Source organism: Pantanalinema rosaneae CENA516 (genome assembly GCF_050753385.1).
GTDB lineage: Bacteria > Cyanobacteriota > Cyanobacteriia > Leptolyngbyales > Leptolyngbyaceae > Pantanalinema > Pantanalinema rosaneae.
On record NZ_JBLZFZ010000005.1, the window covers coordinates 126,269 to 145,806 of the forward strand.

Sequence of the window (19,538 nt, forward strand, 5' to 3'; positions counted from 1 at the left end):
TCAAACCAACTTTGACACGGTAATCAAGGAAATCACTGAGAGCGCACTGTGAGAATTTGCGGCGGCGTGGCATCCGGTGGATAGAGGAAATCAACCTGAACTAACCGGCGATCGCCCGGTTTCATGGTCATGGTAATCAGGGGTTCACCCTGTTGTCCCCGTCGCTGCACCAGATGAACATACCGCGTTTGCGGCAAGCCTTGATCATCGTTGTACCGCACCCGTACCGTACCTCGGAAAAACACCTGGCGGGGTAAAGGTTGGAAAAAGCGGAGAGTGTCATCTTTGGGGGTGTCTTCTTTAATTGGAGTTTCCACCGCGACTTGTACCGTCTGAGTCTCCTGAGTCGTGTTCTGTAACGGCAGGGTCAGATTGTACTCGATCGCATAGTTACCGTGGGTTTGATACGCAGTATCCGGGTAGCGAGCCAGTAAGGGGGTAGTTTGCACCTGACCCGTTCCTAATCTGCCGCCAATTAAGGTACTCAAGCCATAGGAGAACGCTTGCCCCGCCGAAGGGACACTCAGATGCCAGGTTGCCAGATTATCCGGTTGGGCAGTGGCATCAACCACCTGTCCTGTCCACTGCGACCCTCGGGCAACTCCCGCCACTCGTCCATAGATAATCTGTCCTGTTTTCTGGTCAGGGGGGGTAGGAGTGCGATCGCGTGGTCCCGATAATTCCCCGGTTTCCAAGAGGGTCTGCCATTCTTCCAGGGTGGGTGCTCGTTCACTACCATCGGCTTCGGGTTTGGCAAACATTGCCAGACTGGCCGCATAAATTGCCCCACTACTGTTCAGGCGGATCAGGCTCGATCGACCATTGAGCGGCGGAGTTAGAGGTCTGACTGGAATGGGTAGATTCATCAGCATCCGGCTTTCCCCTGGGGGAATCTGAATTTGTGCTGGGAACCCTTCCTGTCGCTTACCTCGGAGGATGTCATCCATCGCCCGACTGCCAGGCCCCGCATACACCAACCCCGTCGGATTATCGACATACGGGGGCAGATCAATAAACGGGGCATCCGGTTGGCTCAGGTAACTAGCCGCTTGCAAAATATCCACCGTCACGGGTTGAGTCCCCGGATTATGCAGAATCACTCCGATATACAAGGTTCGCAGATCTTCCGGTGGTTCAGCCCTGGCAATATGGTGAGCAAACACATCAAACCGTCCCTCTAAGGGCACATTCAAATGAGCCGTGGGAGTCCGTTTCCCCGTAGACGGAAAGGTAGACAACAGAATCCCTTCTTTCAATACCAGTTCAGGACTATTGCTATTGAAAACCAGGACGGAATCTAACTGACCGGGCAATGGTCGCACCGGTTGAACCACTCTCACCTCTTGTGGCGTGGGTGTCGGTGTGGGAGTAGGAGTCGGGGCGGGGGCAGGAGTTTGCGCCAAAGTGACGATCGGCAAAAACGGTAGCATGGATGATAGTTAATCTCGATTCAGAAGGGGTCGTAGCTAGCGGACTGATCATAGCGAGTTCTGACGTAAATTAGCGCTCAGTTGTTGCTGAGATTGCAGGGAATGCAGCAGCGATCGAAAATCCTGCAAAATCGCCTCTTGATTATTCGAGTGCAATACCGGGACATGGACAAACAGACTCCGATTGGCAAGAGACATCGTTTGAAAATGCTTTAAGACCGAGTAATAAAGATAATTACAAACAAAATTTCCGGCATCATGGCTCACTTCAGTCATGGGCAAATTTGCCACCATCCTATTCAGATCGATCGGGGTTTGTAGCACCTCTCCCTGATGTTTTCCATTTGATTCCACGGTTAACTGGTGGCGTTTTTCTGCCATGCCACAGCAAATTACCAGTTCCGGTTGTAGCTCTGTAATTTTGCGAATCACTTGCTCAGGCGCAAATTGGAAACATACGGGCAGTCGCCGGAGCAGATGAGTTGTATCAGACAACCAACCTCGTTGTAGCATCGCCGCAATCAAATCATCCGATGAGTTGGAAACATGATGCGATTCCCAAATATCAAAGGAGGTCAGAAGTACCGTAGGAGCCATAGTTGCTTGCCAATTTTCCAGAGTGCCGAGATTCAAACTACAATGCTACACAATAGGAATCAATCAAGCGAGGACGAGCGATGCCAGTCATTGCAGTAGTAGACTATGACATGGGAAATTTGCACTCTGCCTGTAAAGGGCTGGAGAAGGCAGGCGCAACGCCTCATGTGACGGATTCTGCCACTGAGTTAGAACGAGCCGATGCGATCGTGCTTCCCGGTGTGGGGGCATTTGATCCAGCCGTTCAACATCTGCGATCGCGCCAGTTAGAAGCCCCGATTCAGCAAGCGATCGCCAGTGGTAAGCCATTTTTGGGAATTTGTCTCGGTCTACAAATCCTGTTTGATTCGAGTGAAGAAGGTCGGGAACCTGGATTAGGCATTATTCCCGGCACCGTGAAACGGTTTCAGCATGAACCGGGGATTACCATTCCCCACATGGGTTGGAACCAGTTGCAATTCACCCAACCAGACTCCGCGTTGTGGCAGCAGCTTCCCGCCAATCCCTGGGTCTACTTTGTCCACTCCTACTACGTTGATCCGATCGATCCGAGTGTTCGAGCGGCGACGATCACCCACGGCAGCCAAACGATTACTGCCGCGATCGCCCGCGATAACTTGATGGCAGTCCAGTTTCACCCCGAAAAGTCCTCGGATGCCGGACTACGGATACTGGCAAACTTCGTGCAACTCGTCACCAACCGCCAACTCTCTAGGGTCTGATCGGTAGGAATGAGCCTGAGAATCTACGGCAATCGACAACTCAAAACCTTACCGGGACTGGATACCCGCCCTACTGCTGCGATCGTGCGGCAAGCCGTGTTTAATATCTGGCAGGGTACGATCGCGGGTTGTCGCTGGCTGGATCTTTGTACGGGCAGTGGGGCAATGGGAGCGGAAGCCCTGTGCCGTGGCGCATCTAAGGTGATTGGGATTGAGCAGTCTGGTCGTGCCTGTGGAGTGATTCAGCAAAACTGGCAGCAAGTGGCGCAACCAGAGCAACAGTTTCAAGTGCTGCGTGGTGATGTGAGCAAACGGCTACCGATTCTCGCTGGACAACAGTTCGATCGCATTTACTTTGATCCGCCCTATGCCAGTGATTTATATCAACCCGTGTTAGAGGCGATCGCGACCTATCATTTGCTGGCAGATACAGGTGAATTAGCGGTTGAACATAGCCCCGATCGCCATGATTTTATCCCACCGGAAACCTTAGAAATTTGTCGGCAAAAGGTCTATGGCAGTACGGCATTGACCTTTTATCGCCCGATTGATTCCAGTCAATAACTCTTAAACATTAACGATCTATCTTTCAGCAGAGTTAAATTCCTCCAGAAGATAGGCAACCAAGATTAGATCGACTTTGTAAAGTATAGAAGTATCGATTTAATCAAGGATACAAACGATTTTAAGTATCCGGTTGCACAAGGAGATTTAACGATGGGTATCTTAGCTTGGATTGTTTTAGGTCTGTTGGCAGGCGCGATCGCAAAAGCCATCTATCCCGGTTATCAAAGTAGTAGTATTTTAGGCACCATGCTCCTGGGCATCATCGGCGCGTTTGTCGGTGGCACATTGTATACCTTACTCACCACGGGTTCGTTTGTGTTAACCGGAGTAGGCTTTTCGTTCGGTGGTCTACTGATTGCCATCATTGGTTCAGTGATTGCCCTATGGTTGTACTACGCGATCGTTAGCCGGAGAGTTTATTAATCGTGCGAGTTCAGTTTACATAAAACTGATCGTTACTGTTGAAAAGCCTTCATATTGATGGAGGCTTTTAGCTTTAATCAGCCCTTAACAACTATCTAGATTCATGCAAGAGTTTGATTATTCACTGGATTTCACCACGATCGATTTTCGGCAACATCCAGAACTTTATCGGGTGGGTCGGGGAGAGCAGGGGGTATTGCTGGTGGAACCCTATAAAAGTGAAATCTTACCCTATTGGAAATTCAAAACACCCGAAATCGCTCAGCGATCGGCGGACAAAATCTACGACCTGTTTCTGACTTACAAAGCGCAGGGAGATTTCATCGGCATGGATATGGCACGGAAATTTTTACAGATGGGCTATACGCGCTCCCGTCGGTATGCCAACCATAGGTCAGGGCGGAAATATGAAAAAGGGTCTAAAACTATCCTGCCGCGAGAGGAAGACCCAATTAAAGCGGAATCCGCTCAAATTTTTTATCAAAAATGGCAATTAGCCAAAAATGATATTGAGTATTTAAAGCAGAAAGCGTTGCACCAGGCTCAAGTAGAGCCGTAGATCAACCCGGTTTCAAAAAGTAGTTATTTGAGTAATTTCTTTAGGATCAGGTGTACTGAAGTGCGATTGTACTGCTAATCTGGAATTAGGCGTTTTTTGTAAGTTGCATGATTCCCCAGCGCCTAATCCTTAAGAATTTTCTTAGCTACCAGGAAGCCAGTTTGGATTTTCAGGGGCTACATACTGCGTGCATCTGTGGGTCGAATGGCGCTGGCAAATCGTCTTTGTTAGAAGCGATCGCCTGGGCAGTGTGGGGAGAAAGTCGGGCAGTCTCGGAAGATGATGTGATTCATACCGGGGCTGCGGAAGCTCAGGTGGATTTCATCTTTACGATTCACCAACGGACGTATCGCATCCTCCGTAGCCGCCAACGGGGACAAACGACAACCCTAGAGTTCCAGATTGCGATCGAGCCTGACAACGCCCCATTACCATCAGAACCATCTGTTCAGCCTCCGTCTCCGACCAAACCCTTAACCAACTTTCGTAGTCTGACGGCGAAAGGAGTGCGGGCGACTCAGCAACTAATTCTGGAACACCTGAAGTTAGATTTTGAAACTTTCGTCAATTCGGCATATCTGCGGCAGGGACGGGCAGATGAGTTTATGCTGAAGCGACCCAGTGAGCGTAAGCAAATTCTGGCAGACTTACTAAAACTCTCGCATTATGATGAATTAGCCGAACGGGCGAAAGATCAATCTCGCCAATTCAAAGGTCAGGTAGACCTGTTAGAACAGCAGTTAGAGGCAATTCAAACCCAATTGTGGCAACGTGAAGCGATCGCCACAGAACAGGCAAACCTGGAACTAACGCTGGCAGAGATGCAACAGCAGCAAACCGCAGATACACAGCAGCTCCAGACGTTACAAGCCACTCAACATCAGTATCACACCTGGCAGCAACAGTTGAGCTGGCAACAGCAGCAGCACCGCATGTTAGAGCAGGATAGTCGGCGGTTACAGCAGGAACTGGTTACGGCTCAACAACAGCAACAAGAACTAGAGCAGTTATTACAACAGGAACAGACGATCGTCGCCGGATACGCCCATTGGCAACGGTTGCAAGCGCAAGAAGAACAGTTGGCAACGCGATTTAAAACCTATCAATTAGTCCAGGCACAACGCCAACAGTATCAAGAGCAGCACTCGGAACAGGTGGCAGAGGTTGAGCGGCAATTGCAACAGATTGATGCCCACTTAGAAGCATTAACGCAACAAGATCAGGAGATTCAGCAGATTCTTCAGCGATCGCTGGAAGTGGAAGCGGCACTGCAACAACTCCATCAAGCACGGGTGCAATTACAACAGCTTGATCAATTGCAAACTCAAGTCGCTCCCTTATCCCAACGTCGTCAACACCTACAAAGTCAACTCGATCGTGCCCACACCCGCTTACTCGCTCGGCTGGAAGAACTGCATACCTCTGCCAAACAGTTACGGGCACAGCAAGAACATCAACCCCAATTACAACAGGCGATCGTTCAGGTCAGCGATCGCATCGCGGCACTGGAACAGCAACGCCTCTATCAGCAAAAAGTTCGCGATCGGGGGTTAGAACGCCGGGATTTCATGGAACGGCTTCAGGTACACCAACGCAATTATGAAATTCAACTGGCGGAAGTTGAGCAAAAGATTCAATTACTCAAACAAGAGGTAGAAGTAGAGGAACCAGTTGCCGATCTCGCGATCGTCGCTGAGGTAGAGAGTGGTAACCAAGAGTCTGAAACCCTTAGCTATCGCCACTGGCAAGCGGCAGAATCACAAGCGGCAGATTATCCGTTGCGATCGAGTTACCCACCCTGTCCCCTCTGCGATCGACCTTTGGATGAACACCACTGGCATCTGGTGATGGAAAAACACCAGCAACAAAAACAAGAAATTCTCAATCAAATTTGGGTGATTCGCGAACAACTCTCTGCCTCCGAACGAGAAATTCAAATTCTCCGTCAGGAATATCGGGATTTGGAACATGAATTAGCGGGCTATGGGGCAGTGCTAGAGCGACGCGGACAACTGCAAGAACAACTGCAAATGACTGCCAGTTTACAAGCGACTTTACTCCAGGTGATGGCAGAGACAGCGAAGTTGGAACAGACGTTGCAATCCGGTCAGTATGCCCAGGAGTTGCAAGAGGAAATTCAGTTACTCGATCGTCATCTGGCACAACTCAACTACGATGAGAAAACCCATGCTCTCGTGCGCGGGGATGTCGATCGCTGGCGCTGGGCAGAGATTAAGCAGGCAGAGATTAAGCAAGCCCAACGCCGACAGGCACAACTTGCTCAACGACGACCTGAACTTATCGCTCAACTGACCCAACTAGAGGTTCAACTAGAACAGTACCAGCAAGACGCTACCGCCACCCTCGCCAGCTTCGATCAACAACTGACAACGATCGGCTATGACCTGGAGCAGCATAATGCCCTGCGGCTTGCCCTGCGAGAGGCTCAGTCCTGGCAACTACATTATCAAGAGCTACACCAGGCAGGACAAAAGTATCCCCAGGTACGGCAACGGGTTGAAGAACTGACGCAATTACTCCACGATCGGCAGCAGAATCAACAGGCGATTCAAACTCAAATTGCTGCTTTAGTTCAATACTTACAACAAGTTCCAGATCTAAAGTCACAAATTCAAGAGCTAGAACAAAAAATTCAGCAACAACGAGGGCAATTAGACACACACCTGGCTTATTTAGGACGTTTACAACAACAACAACAGCAACTTGCCCTGCTCAGCACTCAGCACTCAGCACTCAGCACCCAACTCCAAACGGCTCAACGCCAATACCGCATCTACCAGGAACTGGCTCAAGCTTTTGGTAAGAATGGGATTCAAGCATTAATGATTGAAAATATATTGCCACAATTAGAAGCCGAGACGAATCGAATTCTCAATCGCTTAAGTGGCAATCAACTGCATGTGCAATTCATTACGCAACGATCGCACCGTCGCGATCAATCCCGCAGTGCCAAAGCCAAAGGGTTTCAAGCTAAATTGATTGAAACGTTAGATATTCTAATTGCCGATCCCCAGGGCACACGCCCCTACGAAACCTACTCTGGCGGCGAAGCTTTCCGTGTCAACTTTGCCATTCGGTTAGCCCTCTCTCGCCTTCTGGCACAGCGATCGGGAACGGCATTACAAATGCTGATTATTGACGAAGGATTTGGCACCCAGGATGCAGAAGGCTGCGATCGCTTGATTGCTGCCATCACTGCGATCGCACCGGATTTTGCTTGCATTCTGACGGTGACGCATGTGCCTCACTTTAAGGAAGCATTCCAGACCCGAATTGAAGTGATTAAGACTGAAACCGGATCACAGTTGAGCTTATCCCATTGATCACGATGCGATCGTATCGTTTTAGGTGCGATCGCGGTTAGATTGGGTATTCTAAAAGCGACTTGATTTTTCTCCCTTTGAACTAATGCCTAGTATTCTACAAGCCCTTTGGACAAGTGCCACTCACTTATTTAACATGCCCTTATTCCAATTTGGGGAGAATGCTTTTTCGCTCGGCTCAATTATCAAGTTTGTTCTGGCTTTACTGCTGATTGTTTACCTGATTCAGGGTTTCAGGCGGCTGCTGGCTAATCGCTTGCTGACCCGACTCAAACTGGATACTCACAATCGGGAAGCGATCGCAACTCTGATTAGCTATAGCCTTGGTACCCTCAGTCTGATCGTGATCTTGCAAACAGTTGGGTTTAACCTGGCATCATTAGCTGTCCTGGCGGGTGGTTTAGGGGTGGGAATTGGGTTGGGGCTGCAAAACCTAACGGTCAACTTTGTCAGTGGAATTAATTTACTACTGGCTCGCAAAGTCCGAGTGGGAGACTACGTTGAACTGGAGAGTGTGGCTGGGTATATTCAGGAAATTTCTCTGCAAGCTACTGTAATGCGGACGCGGGATGGGGGCAATGTGGTTGTGCCCAATCATCAACTTGCTGATAGCCGCATTGTGAACTGGAGCTACGACAACTACACCGCTCGGTTGCATGTTCCGGTTGGGGTTGCCTATGGCTCCGATCTGGTCATCACTACTGAAGTCCTATTGGAGTGCGCCTATGCCCATCCTCAGGTATTAGCAGATCCGGCTCCCCGCGTCATTTTCCTGGCTTTTGGCAGTAGCTCCCTGGATTTGGAATTGCTCGTCTGGGTTAACCAGATTGATCAGGCAACAGACATTAAAAGCGATCTGTACTTTGCCCTTGAAGAGGGACTGCGCCAACATGACATTGTGATTCCGTTTCCCCAACTGGATTTATGGGTACGCCAAACGAACCCTAAATTACCGGATGGCACTCAACCGGAACTGGCAACTTCAGCCTGGTCGAATTCGCCAACGCGATCGCTCAAAAGCTTATTGCAACAAGTCGATTATTTCAAGCATCTTACAGATGGTCAATTACGTCAGGTGATTGAAAGTGGCTATCGGCAACGATTGACAACGGGCGAAACATTATTTCAAGAAAATGATCCAGGCAATGCGTTTTATATTGTTTTAGCCGGATCGGTTGAAGTTGTCAGCGAAACCCTCAACAAAACCTTGAGTATTCTTCCGGCGGGCAAGTTCTTTGGTGAATTATCCCTGATGTTGGGTGTCCCTCGTTCCGCTACCGTTCGGGCTTTAGAACCGACCCATCTGTTTGCCATTAATCAACATGGGTTTAAACGATTGCTAACTAACCATCCTAAAATTTATGACACCATTGTGACTGAATTAGAAACTCATCAAGAAGAATTAGCAGAACGACAAAAACAATTACGTCAGCTTGGATTAATCGATAGTATTGAAGATGATAAAAATTTGATGGTTTGGGTGCAAAATCGATTGCAGCGCTTATTCAAATTGTAAATAGAACCTGGTGCTCGAGAACCCCCCTGCCGCTCGTTCTACGAGGTAAAAAGCCGATCGTCAATCGATACGAACCAAAATAGAATGGCACTGACTTAAGGACATGCTTAACTCTGACCGCCCCTTTTCTGGTATGTCCGTAGGGCTTTAAGCCCCCAACTTTGGGGGACTTTGAGGTTCGGCTCCCCCAGAATTGGGGGCTGGGGGGCGGTTCGGATTGTTATTTCAGTGACATTCAACCGAAATAGAATAATACACGTAGCCGTTATGAGTATGAATAATTCTAAAGGGCTCATCTAGCTTTTGGTCAAATCACCTACAATTGAACCCAAACCCCCGAGAGATGGTCACTAATTGAAGTGAATATTGTGGGCATAGCACAAGCTCACTCCTTGCAGAATATTGGACTCTGGAGTATTTACCTCAGATTCTCACCAAGTACCTCAAGTCCATATTCGCCAATTAGAAAATAATGTGGTGTGAACTCCGGTAGAGACGTAGACGGGAATAGTACGTGAACTTCCAAGTTAATGTATAGGTATCTCTTATGAACGCTCAAGAACTTCTGGAGCGCTATGCCGCAGGAGAACGAAATTTTAACACAACAGATTTAAGTGGAGTTCAGCTACGTGAAGTGGATCTCAGGGGATCCAGCCTAAAAAATGCGGTTTTATTTGGGGCAGATCTAAGCGGCGCTAATCTGGTTGATGTCGATTTGAATGGCGTAGTTTTAAGGCAAGCAAATCTGACCGAGAGTTGTCTCGCTGGAGCCAAGCTAGCTGGGGCTGATCTGTCGGAAACCAAACTGAGCAAGGCGGATTTAAGCGGAGCGAACTTGTGGAGAGCGATGTTGAAAAGAGCTATTCTCCCCAACGCCAACCTGGATCGAGCAAACTTGCATCAGGCAGATGTGACCGCAGCAACCTTAACCCAAACCACCTTAGGGAGAGCTAATTTAACCCACACTAATTTGAGTGGTGCGGATTTGACGGGAGCAAATCTGAGGTGGGTGAATGGTACAGAAGCTAAGTTGGTGCGATCACAATTACGGGGTGCCGATCTGGAGCGAGCCAATTTCAATAAAGCGATTCTGGTCGAAGCCGATTTGGGCAGGGTGAATCTGAGTGCGGCTAATTTAAGTGGAGCAAACCTTAGCTGTGCCAGTTTAGATGGTGCCAATTTAACTGGGGCAAACCTGACTCAAACTAATCTGATTAATACCAAATTAATGCTCACATGTATGCGAGGAACCAAATTAGATCGAGCAGAATTAACCAATTCAAATTTAACCGAAGCAGATTTGAGTTGGGCAAGCTTAGAGGGAACAAACCTGAGTGCAGCAACACTACACAACGCCATCCTGGTGGATGTGGACTTGAGTACTGCAATCTTGCGAGGAGCCGATTTGAGTCATGCGTGTGTTGATCTAGTTTCTGTGAGTGAAGCAAGTTTGGCATGGGTAACTTTACCCTATGGACTACAGGGAGTGGAATAGGTTTTTAAGGTATTTCCACTAATCAATTGTCGTTAAAAATTCGTCGTTAAGCAGAGTTTAACTGATGTTGAATGTGCGGAAGGAGTTGGGTAAATGTTTTGCAACTATAGGGGCAGCGTATCCCTCAGGTAACCGTGCAGATTTTTGCAGAGATGGGTTTGCAGGAACTTGCAACGGCAGAGATCTTTGCCAACGATTCTCTTTGTTTAGGAAAAATCGTTTGCAGAGAAGAAACAAACACACCTAAACCACAATAGGAAAAAAACTATGACAGATAGCCAAATGAAATGTCCGTTCCCAATGAGCAGAAAGCTAATGGAAATCTGGCGGGCAATAACCTCTGCCCTGGCATCTAGCAACGCGGAAAAGATTGAAACCAATACACCACAGTCCACAACACCTAATGCCACAACACCTAATGTTGCTAACAGTACCAGCCAATGCCCGGTGATGGGTAAACCTCAGTCTCGGTTGGGCACATCAAATCGAGACTGGTGGCCAAATTATTTGAATCTGAACATCCTGCACCAGCACTCAGCCAAGTCTAATCCGATGGATGAGGCGTTCAACTACGCTGAGGAGTTTAAAAGTCTCGATCTCGCGGCATTGAGAGCAGATATCTTCGAGCTGATGACCACCTCTCAAGACTGGTGGCCCGCCGACTACGGGCACTATGGTCCACTCTTCATTCGGATGGCGTGGCACAGTGCGGGTACCTATCGGATTGGCGACGGTCGCGGTGGCGCAGGCTCTGGTAGTCAACGGTTTGAGCCGCTCAACAGTTGGCCCGACAATGCCAACCTCGACAAGGCCCGTATGTTGCTTTGGCCGATCAAGCAGAAGTATGGCAAGAAAATCTCCTGGGCTGACTTGATGATCTTTGCGGGCAACTGTGCTCTGGAGTCAATGGGCTTCAAAACCCTAGGCTTTGCGGGTGGGCGTGTGGATGTCTGGGAACCAGAGGAAGATATCTACTGGGGCGCTGAGAAAACCTGGCTTGGCAATGAGCGTTACGAAGGCGATCGCGTACTGCTGAATCCCCTTGCCGCCGTTCAGATGGGCTTGATCTACGTGAACCCGGAAGGCCCAGACGGTGAGCCTGATCCGGTGGGCTCAGGACGCGACATTCGTGAAACCTTTGCTCGGATGGCGATGAACGATGCTGAAACGGTGGCGCTTACGGCAGGTGGGCATACCTTCGGCAAATGTCACGGTGCAGGCGAAGCGACGCACGTTGGTGCTGATCCTGGGGGTGCCAGCATTGTAGAGCAGGGTCTCGGTTGGAAGAACACCTTTAACACAGGGATTGGTGTCGATGCGATCACCAGTGGCATCGAAGGTGCATGGACTCCCACACCAACGCAGTGGGACAACAGCTATTTCGAGACCCTGTTCAAATATGATTGGGAGTTAACAAAGAGTCCTGCTGGCGCGTGGCAATGGAAACCCAAGGGCGACGCTGGCGCTGGGACGGTACCCGATGCCCACGATCCGTCGAAACGGCACGCCCCCATGATGACCACGGCGGACATGGCAATGAAGATGGACTCTATCTACGAGCCAATCTCGCGGCATTATCTGGAGCACCCAGATGAGTTTGCCGAGGCATTTGCTAAGGCATGGTTCAAACTTACCCATCGCGACATGGGGCCACGATCGCGTTATCTTGGGTCGGAAGTTCCTGAGGAAGAGTTCCTGTGGCAAGATCCCATTCCCCCCGTGGATCATGATTTGATTGATGACCAGGATATTGCTGCCCTTAAGGTCAAGATCCTCCAGTCAGGACTGTCTGTTGCCCAACTGGTTTCGACCGCCTGGGCATCGGCATCAACCTTCCGCTGCTCCGACATGCGCGGGGGTGCAAACGGGGGACGGATTCGTCTGGCACCGCAGAAGGATTGGGAAGTCAACCAGCCGACTCAACTGGCAACGGTGCTGCAAACCCTGGAGGGCATCCAACAGGAGTTTAACAACTCGCAGTCTGGCGGCAAGCAGGTTTCGATCGCTGACTTGATCGTTCTGGGTGGTTGTGCAGGAGTCGAACAAGCAGCGAAGAATGCGGGTCATGATGTGACGGTTCCCTTCACGCCGGGACGCACAGATGCCTCGCAGGAGAAAACCGATGTGGAATCCTTTGCCGTCCTTGAGCCAACCGCAGACGGGTTCCGCAACTACACCAGTGGCAAACACAGCGAATCGCTAGAAGAGTTGCTGGTGGATCGGGCGCAGTTACTGTCGCTGTCAGCCCCTGAAATGACGGTGCTTGTGGGTGGCTTACGCGTCCTGGGTGCAAACTATGGCGGCTTCAAGCATGGTGTCTTCACCCATCGCCCAGAGACGTTGACCAATGACTTCTTCGTGAACCTGCTCGACCTGGGCACGAAATGGAAGGCAACCTCGGAGGAGGAATATGAGTTTGAGGGGCGCGATCGCAAAACCGACGCACTCAAGTGGAGCGCTACCCGCGTTGACCTGATCTTCGGCTCAAACTCGCAACTCCGCGCCCTTGCAGAAGTTTACGGATGTACGGATTCGTCGCAGAAGTTTGTGCATGATTTTGTGGCGGCATGGGATAAGGTGATGAACCTCGATCGCTATGACCTTCGCATCGTCCAAGCCCAGAGTTCTTCACGAGGGTTCTAAGGAATGGAAATCAAATTAGTTTGAGCTTGGGTAGGGGTGGGTTTTGCTGTTAAATCTATTGCAGAGTGCAGATTGGTCTGCTAAACCCGCCCGTACAGTTTTAGGATTGATTTAATCCACAACCCTGAGCGTAGTTTCGACCAATCGTTAGGTAATCAGAAATCCAGGCTACGCAAACCTGCAACGATTCTCAACACAGCTAGAGACAATCATGAGGGCGGCGTTTCAGAACCAGTTGAAATGCCGCCTTCCAATGGCGGGTAGTTGGAAATCACCTTAACATCTGCCCAACACAACGATACAGATCGTCTGGTAGAATCATTCAGTTTTAGCCCAGCCCAGTCCATTAACTGTATCAATGGCACGTTCCGGTTATACCCTTCCTGTTTTTGCGGTCGCAGCAGCCAAAGCTGCCTTAGTTCATCTGCAATGCGATCGCCCCGCCCCCCTGCCAACGATCGCCCTGGATCTCTTACCTGGCGAAGCAACCATTCCGATTCAGCAAGTTGCTCATCTGGACATCAACAGTGCCCTGGCGATCACCGTCAGCGACCCTGGCGATAATTTAGACCTGACTCGCAACACACCCCTTTGGGCCTGGGTCAAACTTTTGCCCCGCCAATCAGAACCTCTGATTCTAGAAGCCGGAGAAGGCATCGGCAAAACGGCATCGGGGGATCCAGCCATCTATCGGTATGCTCGCCGTTTGTTTGAAGCCAACTTGCTACCGTTGATTCCTGCCGATCAAACCGTCACTGTAGCCATTGTCATGCCCGAAGGTCGGCAACTGGCTCAACGAACCTCGAATGAAGCGTTTGGTGTGCTGGAAGGACTGTCACTGTTGGGCACAAGCGGCATCTCCCAGCCCCTTTCCGCCGAGGATCACCTGGAGGAATTACGTCAGATGCTGCAAACAAAAATACATTCGCACACCCATTTAGTCTTTTGCATTGGCAGTCATGGCATCCACATTGCCCAACAGATGGGGGTTCCAGAAGCCGCCATTGTCCAAACGGGCAACTGGGTTGGGGCACTGCTCATCGAAGCTGGCTTACGCGGCGCAGCATCTGTGTTATTGCTGGGGTACCAGGGGAAATTGGTGAAGCTGGCGGGGGGCATTTTCAATACCTCCAGTCACCTTGCGGATGCCAAATTGGAAATTATCAGTGCCGCAGTCGCCAGGGTAGGAGGCAGTCTATCTGCTATAGAAGCTGTTTTAGCGGCTGGGACAGCAGATGCGGCTTATCAACGCTTAGTTGAACTCGACTTAGCCAATAGCGTTTTTCCTGCATTAGCCACAACGATTTCTCAGAAGGCACAGGCGTATGTGAAAAAATATGGGGATGTCGTGCTCACGATCGGTACTGTCCTATTTAACCGCCAGGGACAGGTGATTGCCCAGGACGCGATCGCCACTCAATTGATTGAGGCAAATTAGCTCGCTGCAATTTGTCGGACGGCGGTCAGTGCCGAATAACTCACGCCTGCCGTACCTTCACCAGGATGGGTAGAATCGCCGACTAACCAGAGATGCTGAATCGGAGTACGATTGGCAAACCCAAAGGGTCCGAAGGTGGGCACTCGTTGACCAATGCCACCAACAATCCCGCGATCGCGCCCAGTATAGCGGGCAAAAGTGCGGGGAGTCGCCGCTTCCACCACCACCATAGTGTCCTGATTCAGCTCAAAGAATTGACTTAATCGCGCGATCGCCTGATCTGTATATTGCTGCTTCAGTTGCTCATACCGTTGCCGAGCGACCTCATCTTCCCCATCTCCCCGATCCCACCAAATGCGCGGTTCCGTAAACGACGACGCAATAATCGTTGCCTTCCCGGCGGGAGCGCGACCATCGCCTGGACGACTGACCGAAACAAACAGGGAATTATTTTCCCCGATCGCACCCTCATAGTCATACAAAAACTGCAAATGGGGGGGACAGTTGGATGGAATCGCTGATTGATCAACGCCCAGGTAAATCACAAATGCCCCCGATGCCGGGGGAAGTTTTTCCACCCGTTGCTGATACCCGTTGGGAGCCTGCTCGCCCAATAACAACATGAGATTTTGTACAGTCACATTTGCCACCACCTGATCGGCGGCTTCCGTCCACACCTTGCCGGTTTTCTGATCCCGGATCACGACTCCCGCCACAGTTCCATTGCTGGCACAAATTTGTTCGACGGTATGCCGCATCAGGAGCCTGCCACCATCCCGCTCTAAGGCGGTGACTAAGCGATCGCTCAATGACTGCATACTTCCTTCTAAGTGGGACAACCCATAGGGCGCTTGCGACACGCCTAAGGCTGTAGCGGCATACAGTAGCGCCGTTGATTCAGCATCCACTTGGGAATAGAGTTTCAATTGCAAATCTAAGAAGGTGCGGAGGCGGCGGTCGTCTGCCAGTCGATAGCCTCGCAACGCATCCCCCACCGTCGAGAAGGTATGGGGCAAGGTTAGCAACGTATCTGGACGCACCGCTTTGGTCAGTTGCCAGAGATCCCAGAGGTTACGCGGCGGCAACACTGGATCGCGGGATTGAAATGCCCAACTGTAGCGAAACAGATCGGCCAAGAGTTGCCAGAATGGTTCACTACCGGGAAATTGCCGTTGCCGCTCGGCTCGCCATCGCTCTGGATCACGCCAGACATTAATCGGAGTGGATTCACCCGGTAAATAAACGGCACAGGCAGGATCACAGGGAGTAGCCGGAGGTAACTCAATCTCTAATTCACTAAAAATGCGGTGATGAATGCCACCGGGTTCCAAGCCCGCTACCTGAGTCGCCCCGACATCAAAGGTAAAACCTCGCCGTTTGAAGGTAGACGCACAACCACCGGGGACGACCGCCTGATCCACCACTAGCACCGCATACCCCCGATGGGCTAACAGTGCGCCTGCCGTCAACCCGCCAATGCCTGCCCCAATCACTACTACTCGCTGGGATGTGCGATCGCCCTGCCCTGGCATAGTCACCTTTACATTTTTTAATAATTTGCTCACCTTCAGTCTATCGAGAATCCAACGGGTTTGCAAAACTACGGTATAGTGTCTCCATGCCCACGTTTGAGGGTTTTTCGCTATCCTCCGTCGATTCATGCAGCACGAACCCTTCTCCTGGCAAACCTCTTTGCGATCTGGCATCCAGTTTATTGGTCAAGTGCCCTGGCAACTTTGGTCATTGCTGATGTTGACGGTGCCGCTTGGCATTGGCTGGTATGCCTTCTCCCAGTTGAGTCTGTTGGATTTTTCTGGCTGTCAGTCCGTTGATGAGTCAGACAACACCTCCGAATCGACCCGGTTGTACTGTGCCCAGCTTGCCGCCGATCGCGAAACCAGTACCGATTTAGCCAAAGCGATTCGGTTAGCCAACAGCCTATCTCCCGACCATCCGTTACGCCGAGAGGGTGATCGGCTGATCAAACGCTGGTCAGAGCAGTTGTTAGCGATGGGTGAAGCCGCATTTCAGGAAGGCAGATTGGATGACGCGATCGCCATGATTCAGCAAATTCCGCCCTCCACCCCAGCGTTTCAAACCTCGGAAACCAAAATCCGTGACTGGCGGGACACCTGGGCAAAGGCGGAGGAAATCTATACTAAAGTGGCGCGGAGTATCGAGGAGGACGCTGGTAGCGCGGTTTTTCAGGAAGCCCGGAGCTTGTTAGCGATCGATAACCAGTATTGGCAAACGACTCGCTACCAGGAGCTAATGGAACTGATCCAGGCAGACAGAGATGCCAAAAAGCAAGTTGCCCGCGATCGGCAGCCGCCGACTCCCACCAAACTGGTGACTAATGATACCTTTTCAACCGATAACGTCATGGAACGGTGGCGACAAGAACAGGAGCAGGAAGCAACCGCCCAGTTAAAACGAGCCTATCAATTCGCGAAATCTAACGGAACCGAGGATCTCAAATCCGCCGTTGCTGCCGCCGAAGATATCCTCTATGGCACACCGCAATACGAGGAAGCCCAACAACTGATCGATCGCTGGAAACAACAGATTGAACAGCAGGAAGACCAACCTTATTTAGATCGTGCTGCACAGCTTGCGAACAAAGGCGATCTGGAATCATTACAAGCGGCGATCGATGAAGCCCAAAAAATCTATTACGGGCGGGCTTTGTATCAAGAAGCTCAAACCAAAATTGACCAATGGTTTACCCAGGTACGCCAACTGCAAGCTCAACCAACCCCCATCTCCTCAGGGTTTGGTCGTAGTGATCGTTCTCTCACCCCCCAGCCGATGAGCAATCCATAATCAGCTCTGTGAGCAATGAACCATCCTACCCTGATGAACATTGGTGACTGTTAAGCGTTCATTGTTTACTGTTGTTTGTTAAGGTTCATTGATTTATTACTGTGCTGACGATCGCGAATTTAACGAAAACTTACGGCAACCGGGTTGTACTCGATCATTTGAATCTGACGATCGCGGCAGGAGAAGTGTATGGCTTGTTAGGAGCCAACGGAGCGGGTAAAACAACTACGATCAATATTCTATGCAACCTGTTACGGGCAGATAGCGGTACCGTTCACCTGCATGGACAACCAATTTCCGAGCAGACCAAACGAATAATTGGCGTAGCTCCCCAAGAAACACTGCTGTACCGTAGCCTCACCTGTGCCGAAAACCTGAGTTTCTTTGCCAGTCTCTATGGGTTGAGAGGTCGCCAAAATCGCCACCGTGTCCAACTGTGTTTAGCGGCGGTTGGACTCACTGATAAAGCCTACGCTCCCGCCGAAACCTTAAGTGGTGGAATGCAACGCCGACTCAGTTTAGCGATCGCCCTAGTGCATCAACCCAAACTTTTGATTTTAGATGAACCAACCACCGGACTGGATATCGAAGCCCGGTATGATTTGTGGGAATTAATCCGCCGCTTGCAACGCGAAGGCATGACGATTCTGTTAACCACACATTTGCTCGATGAAGCAGAACGGTTGTGTAACCGGATTGGCATTCTCAAACAAGGACGACTCTTAGCGGAGGGAACTCTAGCAGAACTCCGCCAACGGGTTGCCGCCCAAGAGATTATTACCGTCCAGACCACCGCCGTCACCGCCGCGATCGCCCGTGCCCAGGATCTCGGCTTTCCCCATCGGTACTACGGGAGTGACCTGGCATTCTGGCTACCCGAGGGAATGGATCTGTCCCAAATCATCACCTGCTTCGAGGGTATCCCCTTAGATTCCATCTCTCGGCAACCCGTCCGGCTAGAACATATCTATCTGGAAGTCACCCAAGAGCGGCGGGACGAGAATCGATAAGAATCCGAACTGCCCCCCAACCCCCAATTTTGGGGGAGTTGACCCTATTTGAGGAATTCTGGTCTAGTTTGTTGATTTTGGGCTAAGCGATCCTTTAACCCCGACCAGTCCTCCTGTTCGACTAAGGTGATGATCTGATCCAATTGCGATCGATAGGCAGCCAGCGATCGCAGTAACGCCATCTGGTTATACTGAGCCATCATCATGCCCAACTCCGGATTACCCCCGCCGACTCGACTGGTATCGCGGAAGCCGGAACTCGCCAACGCCTTCGCCAGGGTGAGAACCTCTGGATCTGCCTCACTTAAACAGGCTTGCATTAAGCTGGCACTAATCATCACGGGCAGATGCGAGATCCAAGCCACCGCCCGATCGTGATCCTCTGGTGTACAGTGGTAAATCTTAGTCTGCAAGGGACGGACTAACTCTTCGACCACTTGCACTGAGGCAGACGGTGTTGCCGTTGTAGGAGTTAACACATACGGTGCTCCCACAAACAGGTTATACTGTGCAGCCTCAATCCCACTTTCGGTATTGCCTGCCATTGGATGCCCACCGACAAAGTTTGCCCACAAGGGTTCGATCGTTTGCACCACCCAACCCTTAACCGATCCCACATCTGTCAGGATCGTTTCCGGCGACAAATGGGGAATTAACTCCCGCACCGTTGCTTCCATCACCCCTAATGGAGTACAAATAAACACCACGTCAGTGGTTTGCAGTAAGGTAGGGCTGATACTGGCATCATCCACCACCCCCCGTTCCATTGCCCGATCGCAGGTCTGCGGCTTGCGACTCACGCCTAAAACCCGATGTCCCAGCGATCGTAAATCCAATCCGAGTGATCCACCAATTAATCCAAGTCCTACAATTCCGATATTCATCCCACTTTGACACCATCTACCAGGTTAATTTTGACCCGGATCGGAGCACACTAGCATTGGTGTCGCCTAAAAAAAGCCAGGGGTCGC

General features: G+C 50.6%; 15 protein-coding genes. 11 read left to right on the forward strand and 4 right to left on the reverse strand.

What is annotated here, in order from left to right; genetic code table 11:
• Positions 1–32: 32 nt before the first annotated feature.
• Entirely contained in the window at positions 33–1,430 is a 1,398-nt protein-coding gene (locus tag ACN4EK_RS04335) for a DUF3370 domain-containing protein (RefSeq protein ID WP_431656260.1), read from the reverse strand.
• A gap of 48 nt (positions 1,431–1,478) precedes the next feature.
• The gene (locus ACN4EK_RS04340; protein WP_431656261.1) at positions 1,479–2,027 is read right to left on the reverse strand and encodes a pyroglutamyl-peptidase I family protein; all 549 of its coding nucleotides are present in this window, start codon (positions 2,025–2,027) and stop codon (positions 1,479–1,481) included.
• A gap of 80 nt (positions 2,028–2,107) precedes the next feature.
• On the opposite strand from ACN4EK_RS04340, the gene hisH reads away from it, so the two are divergent.
• The 9 genes from hisH to cbiD all read left to right on the forward strand — a co-directional run bounded on the left by hisH (position 2,108) and on the right by cbiD (position 14,734).
• The gene (hisH, locus tag ACN4EK_RS04345) at positions 2,108–2,749 is read left to right on the forward strand and encodes an imidazole glycerol phosphate synthase subunit HisH (protein ID WP_431656262.1); all 642 of its coding nucleotides are present in this window, start codon (positions 2,108–2,110) and stop codon (positions 2,747–2,749) included.
• A gap of 9 nt (positions 2,750–2,758) precedes the next feature.
• Positions 2,759–3,313, forward strand: a complete 555-nt coding sequence (gene rsmD / locus ACN4EK_RS04350; RefSeq protein ID WP_431656263.1) for a 16S rRNA (guanine(966)-N(2))-methyltransferase RsmD — start codon at positions 2,759–2,761, stop codon at positions 3,311–3,313.
• Positions 3,314–3,466: 153 nt separating this feature from the next.
• Positions 3,467–3,739 carry a GlsB/YeaQ/YmgE family stress response membrane protein gene (locus tag ACN4EK_RS04355; protein WP_431656264.1) on the forward strand — a complete coding sequence of 91 codons (273 nt, stop codon included), beginning with the start codon at positions 3,467–3,469 and terminating at the stop codon, positions 3,737–3,739.
• A 103-nt stretch (positions 3,740–3,842) separates the two neighbouring features.
• Positions 3,843–4,298: a DUF4385 domain-containing protein gene (locus ACN4EK_RS04360; protein WP_431656265.1), complete on the forward strand. Its 456-nt coding sequence runs from the start codon at positions 3,843–3,845 to the stop codon at positions 4,296–4,298.
• A gap of 107 nt (positions 4,299–4,405) precedes the next feature.
• Positions 4,406–7,642 carry an AAA family ATPase gene (locus ACN4EK_RS04365; protein WP_431656266.1) on the forward strand — a complete coding sequence of 1,079 codons (3,237 nt, stop codon included), beginning with the start codon at positions 4,406–4,408 and terminating at the stop codon, positions 7,640–7,642.
• Positions 7,643–7,727: 85 nt separating this feature from the next.
• Positions 7,728–9,158, forward strand: a complete 1,431-nt coding sequence (locus tag ACN4EK_RS04370) for a cyclic nucleotide-binding domain-containing protein (protein WP_431656267.1) — start codon at positions 7,728–7,730, stop codon at positions 9,156–9,158.
• A gap of 547 nt (positions 9,159–9,705) precedes the next feature.
• Entirely contained in the window at positions 9,706–10,653 is a 948-nt protein-coding gene (locus tag ACN4EK_RS04375) for a pentapeptide repeat-containing protein (protein ID WP_431656268.1), read from the forward strand.
• A 300-nt stretch (positions 10,654–10,953) separates the two neighbouring features.
• Positions 10,954–13,296, forward strand: a complete 2,343-nt coding sequence (katG, locus tag ACN4EK_RS04380) for a catalase/peroxidase HPI (protein WP_431656269.1) — start codon at positions 10,954–10,956, stop codon at positions 13,294–13,296.
• 358 nt (positions 13,297–13,654) lie between these two features.
• Positions 13,655–14,734: a cobalt-precorrin-5B (C(1))-methyltransferase CbiD gene (gene cbiD / locus ACN4EK_RS04385; RefSeq protein WP_431656270.1), complete on the forward strand. Its 1,080-nt coding sequence runs from the start codon at positions 13,655–13,657 to the stop codon at positions 14,732–14,734.
• Here the strand turns inward: cbiD and crtD are convergent.
• Positions 14,731–16,299 (reverse strand): C-3',4' desaturase CrtD, encoded by a 1,569-nt coding sequence (gene crtD, locus ACN4EK_RS04390; RefSeq protein WP_431656271.1) that lies wholly within the window; start codon positions 16,297–16,299, stop codon positions 14,731–14,733. The genes cbiD and crtD overlap by 4 nt on opposite strands.
• 94 nt (positions 16,300–16,393) lie before the next feature.
• Here crtD and ACN4EK_RS04395 point away from each other — a divergent pair, with 94 nt between their 5' ends.
• Positions 16,394–17,557: a hypothetical protein gene (locus ACN4EK_RS04395; protein ID WP_431656272.1), complete on the forward strand. Its 1,164-nt coding sequence runs from the start codon at positions 16,394–16,396 to the stop codon at positions 17,555–17,557.
• A 101-nt stretch (positions 17,558–17,658) separates the two neighbouring features.
• Positions 17,659–18,567 (forward strand): ABC transporter ATP-binding protein, encoded by a 909-nt coding sequence (locus ACN4EK_RS04400; RefSeq protein ID WP_431656273.1) that lies wholly within the window; start codon positions 17,659–17,661, stop codon positions 18,565–18,567.
• Positions 18,568–18,611: 44 nt separating this feature from the next.
• Here ACN4EK_RS04400 and ACN4EK_RS04405 read toward each other — a convergent pair whose 3' ends face one another.
• Positions 18,612–19,451 carry a prephenate/arogenate dehydrogenase gene (locus ACN4EK_RS04405; RefSeq protein WP_431656274.1) on the reverse strand — a complete coding sequence of 280 codons (840 nt, stop codon included), beginning with the start codon at positions 19,449–19,451 and terminating at the stop codon, positions 18,612–18,614.
• Between the last annotated feature and the right edge of the window lie 87 nt (positions 19,452–19,538).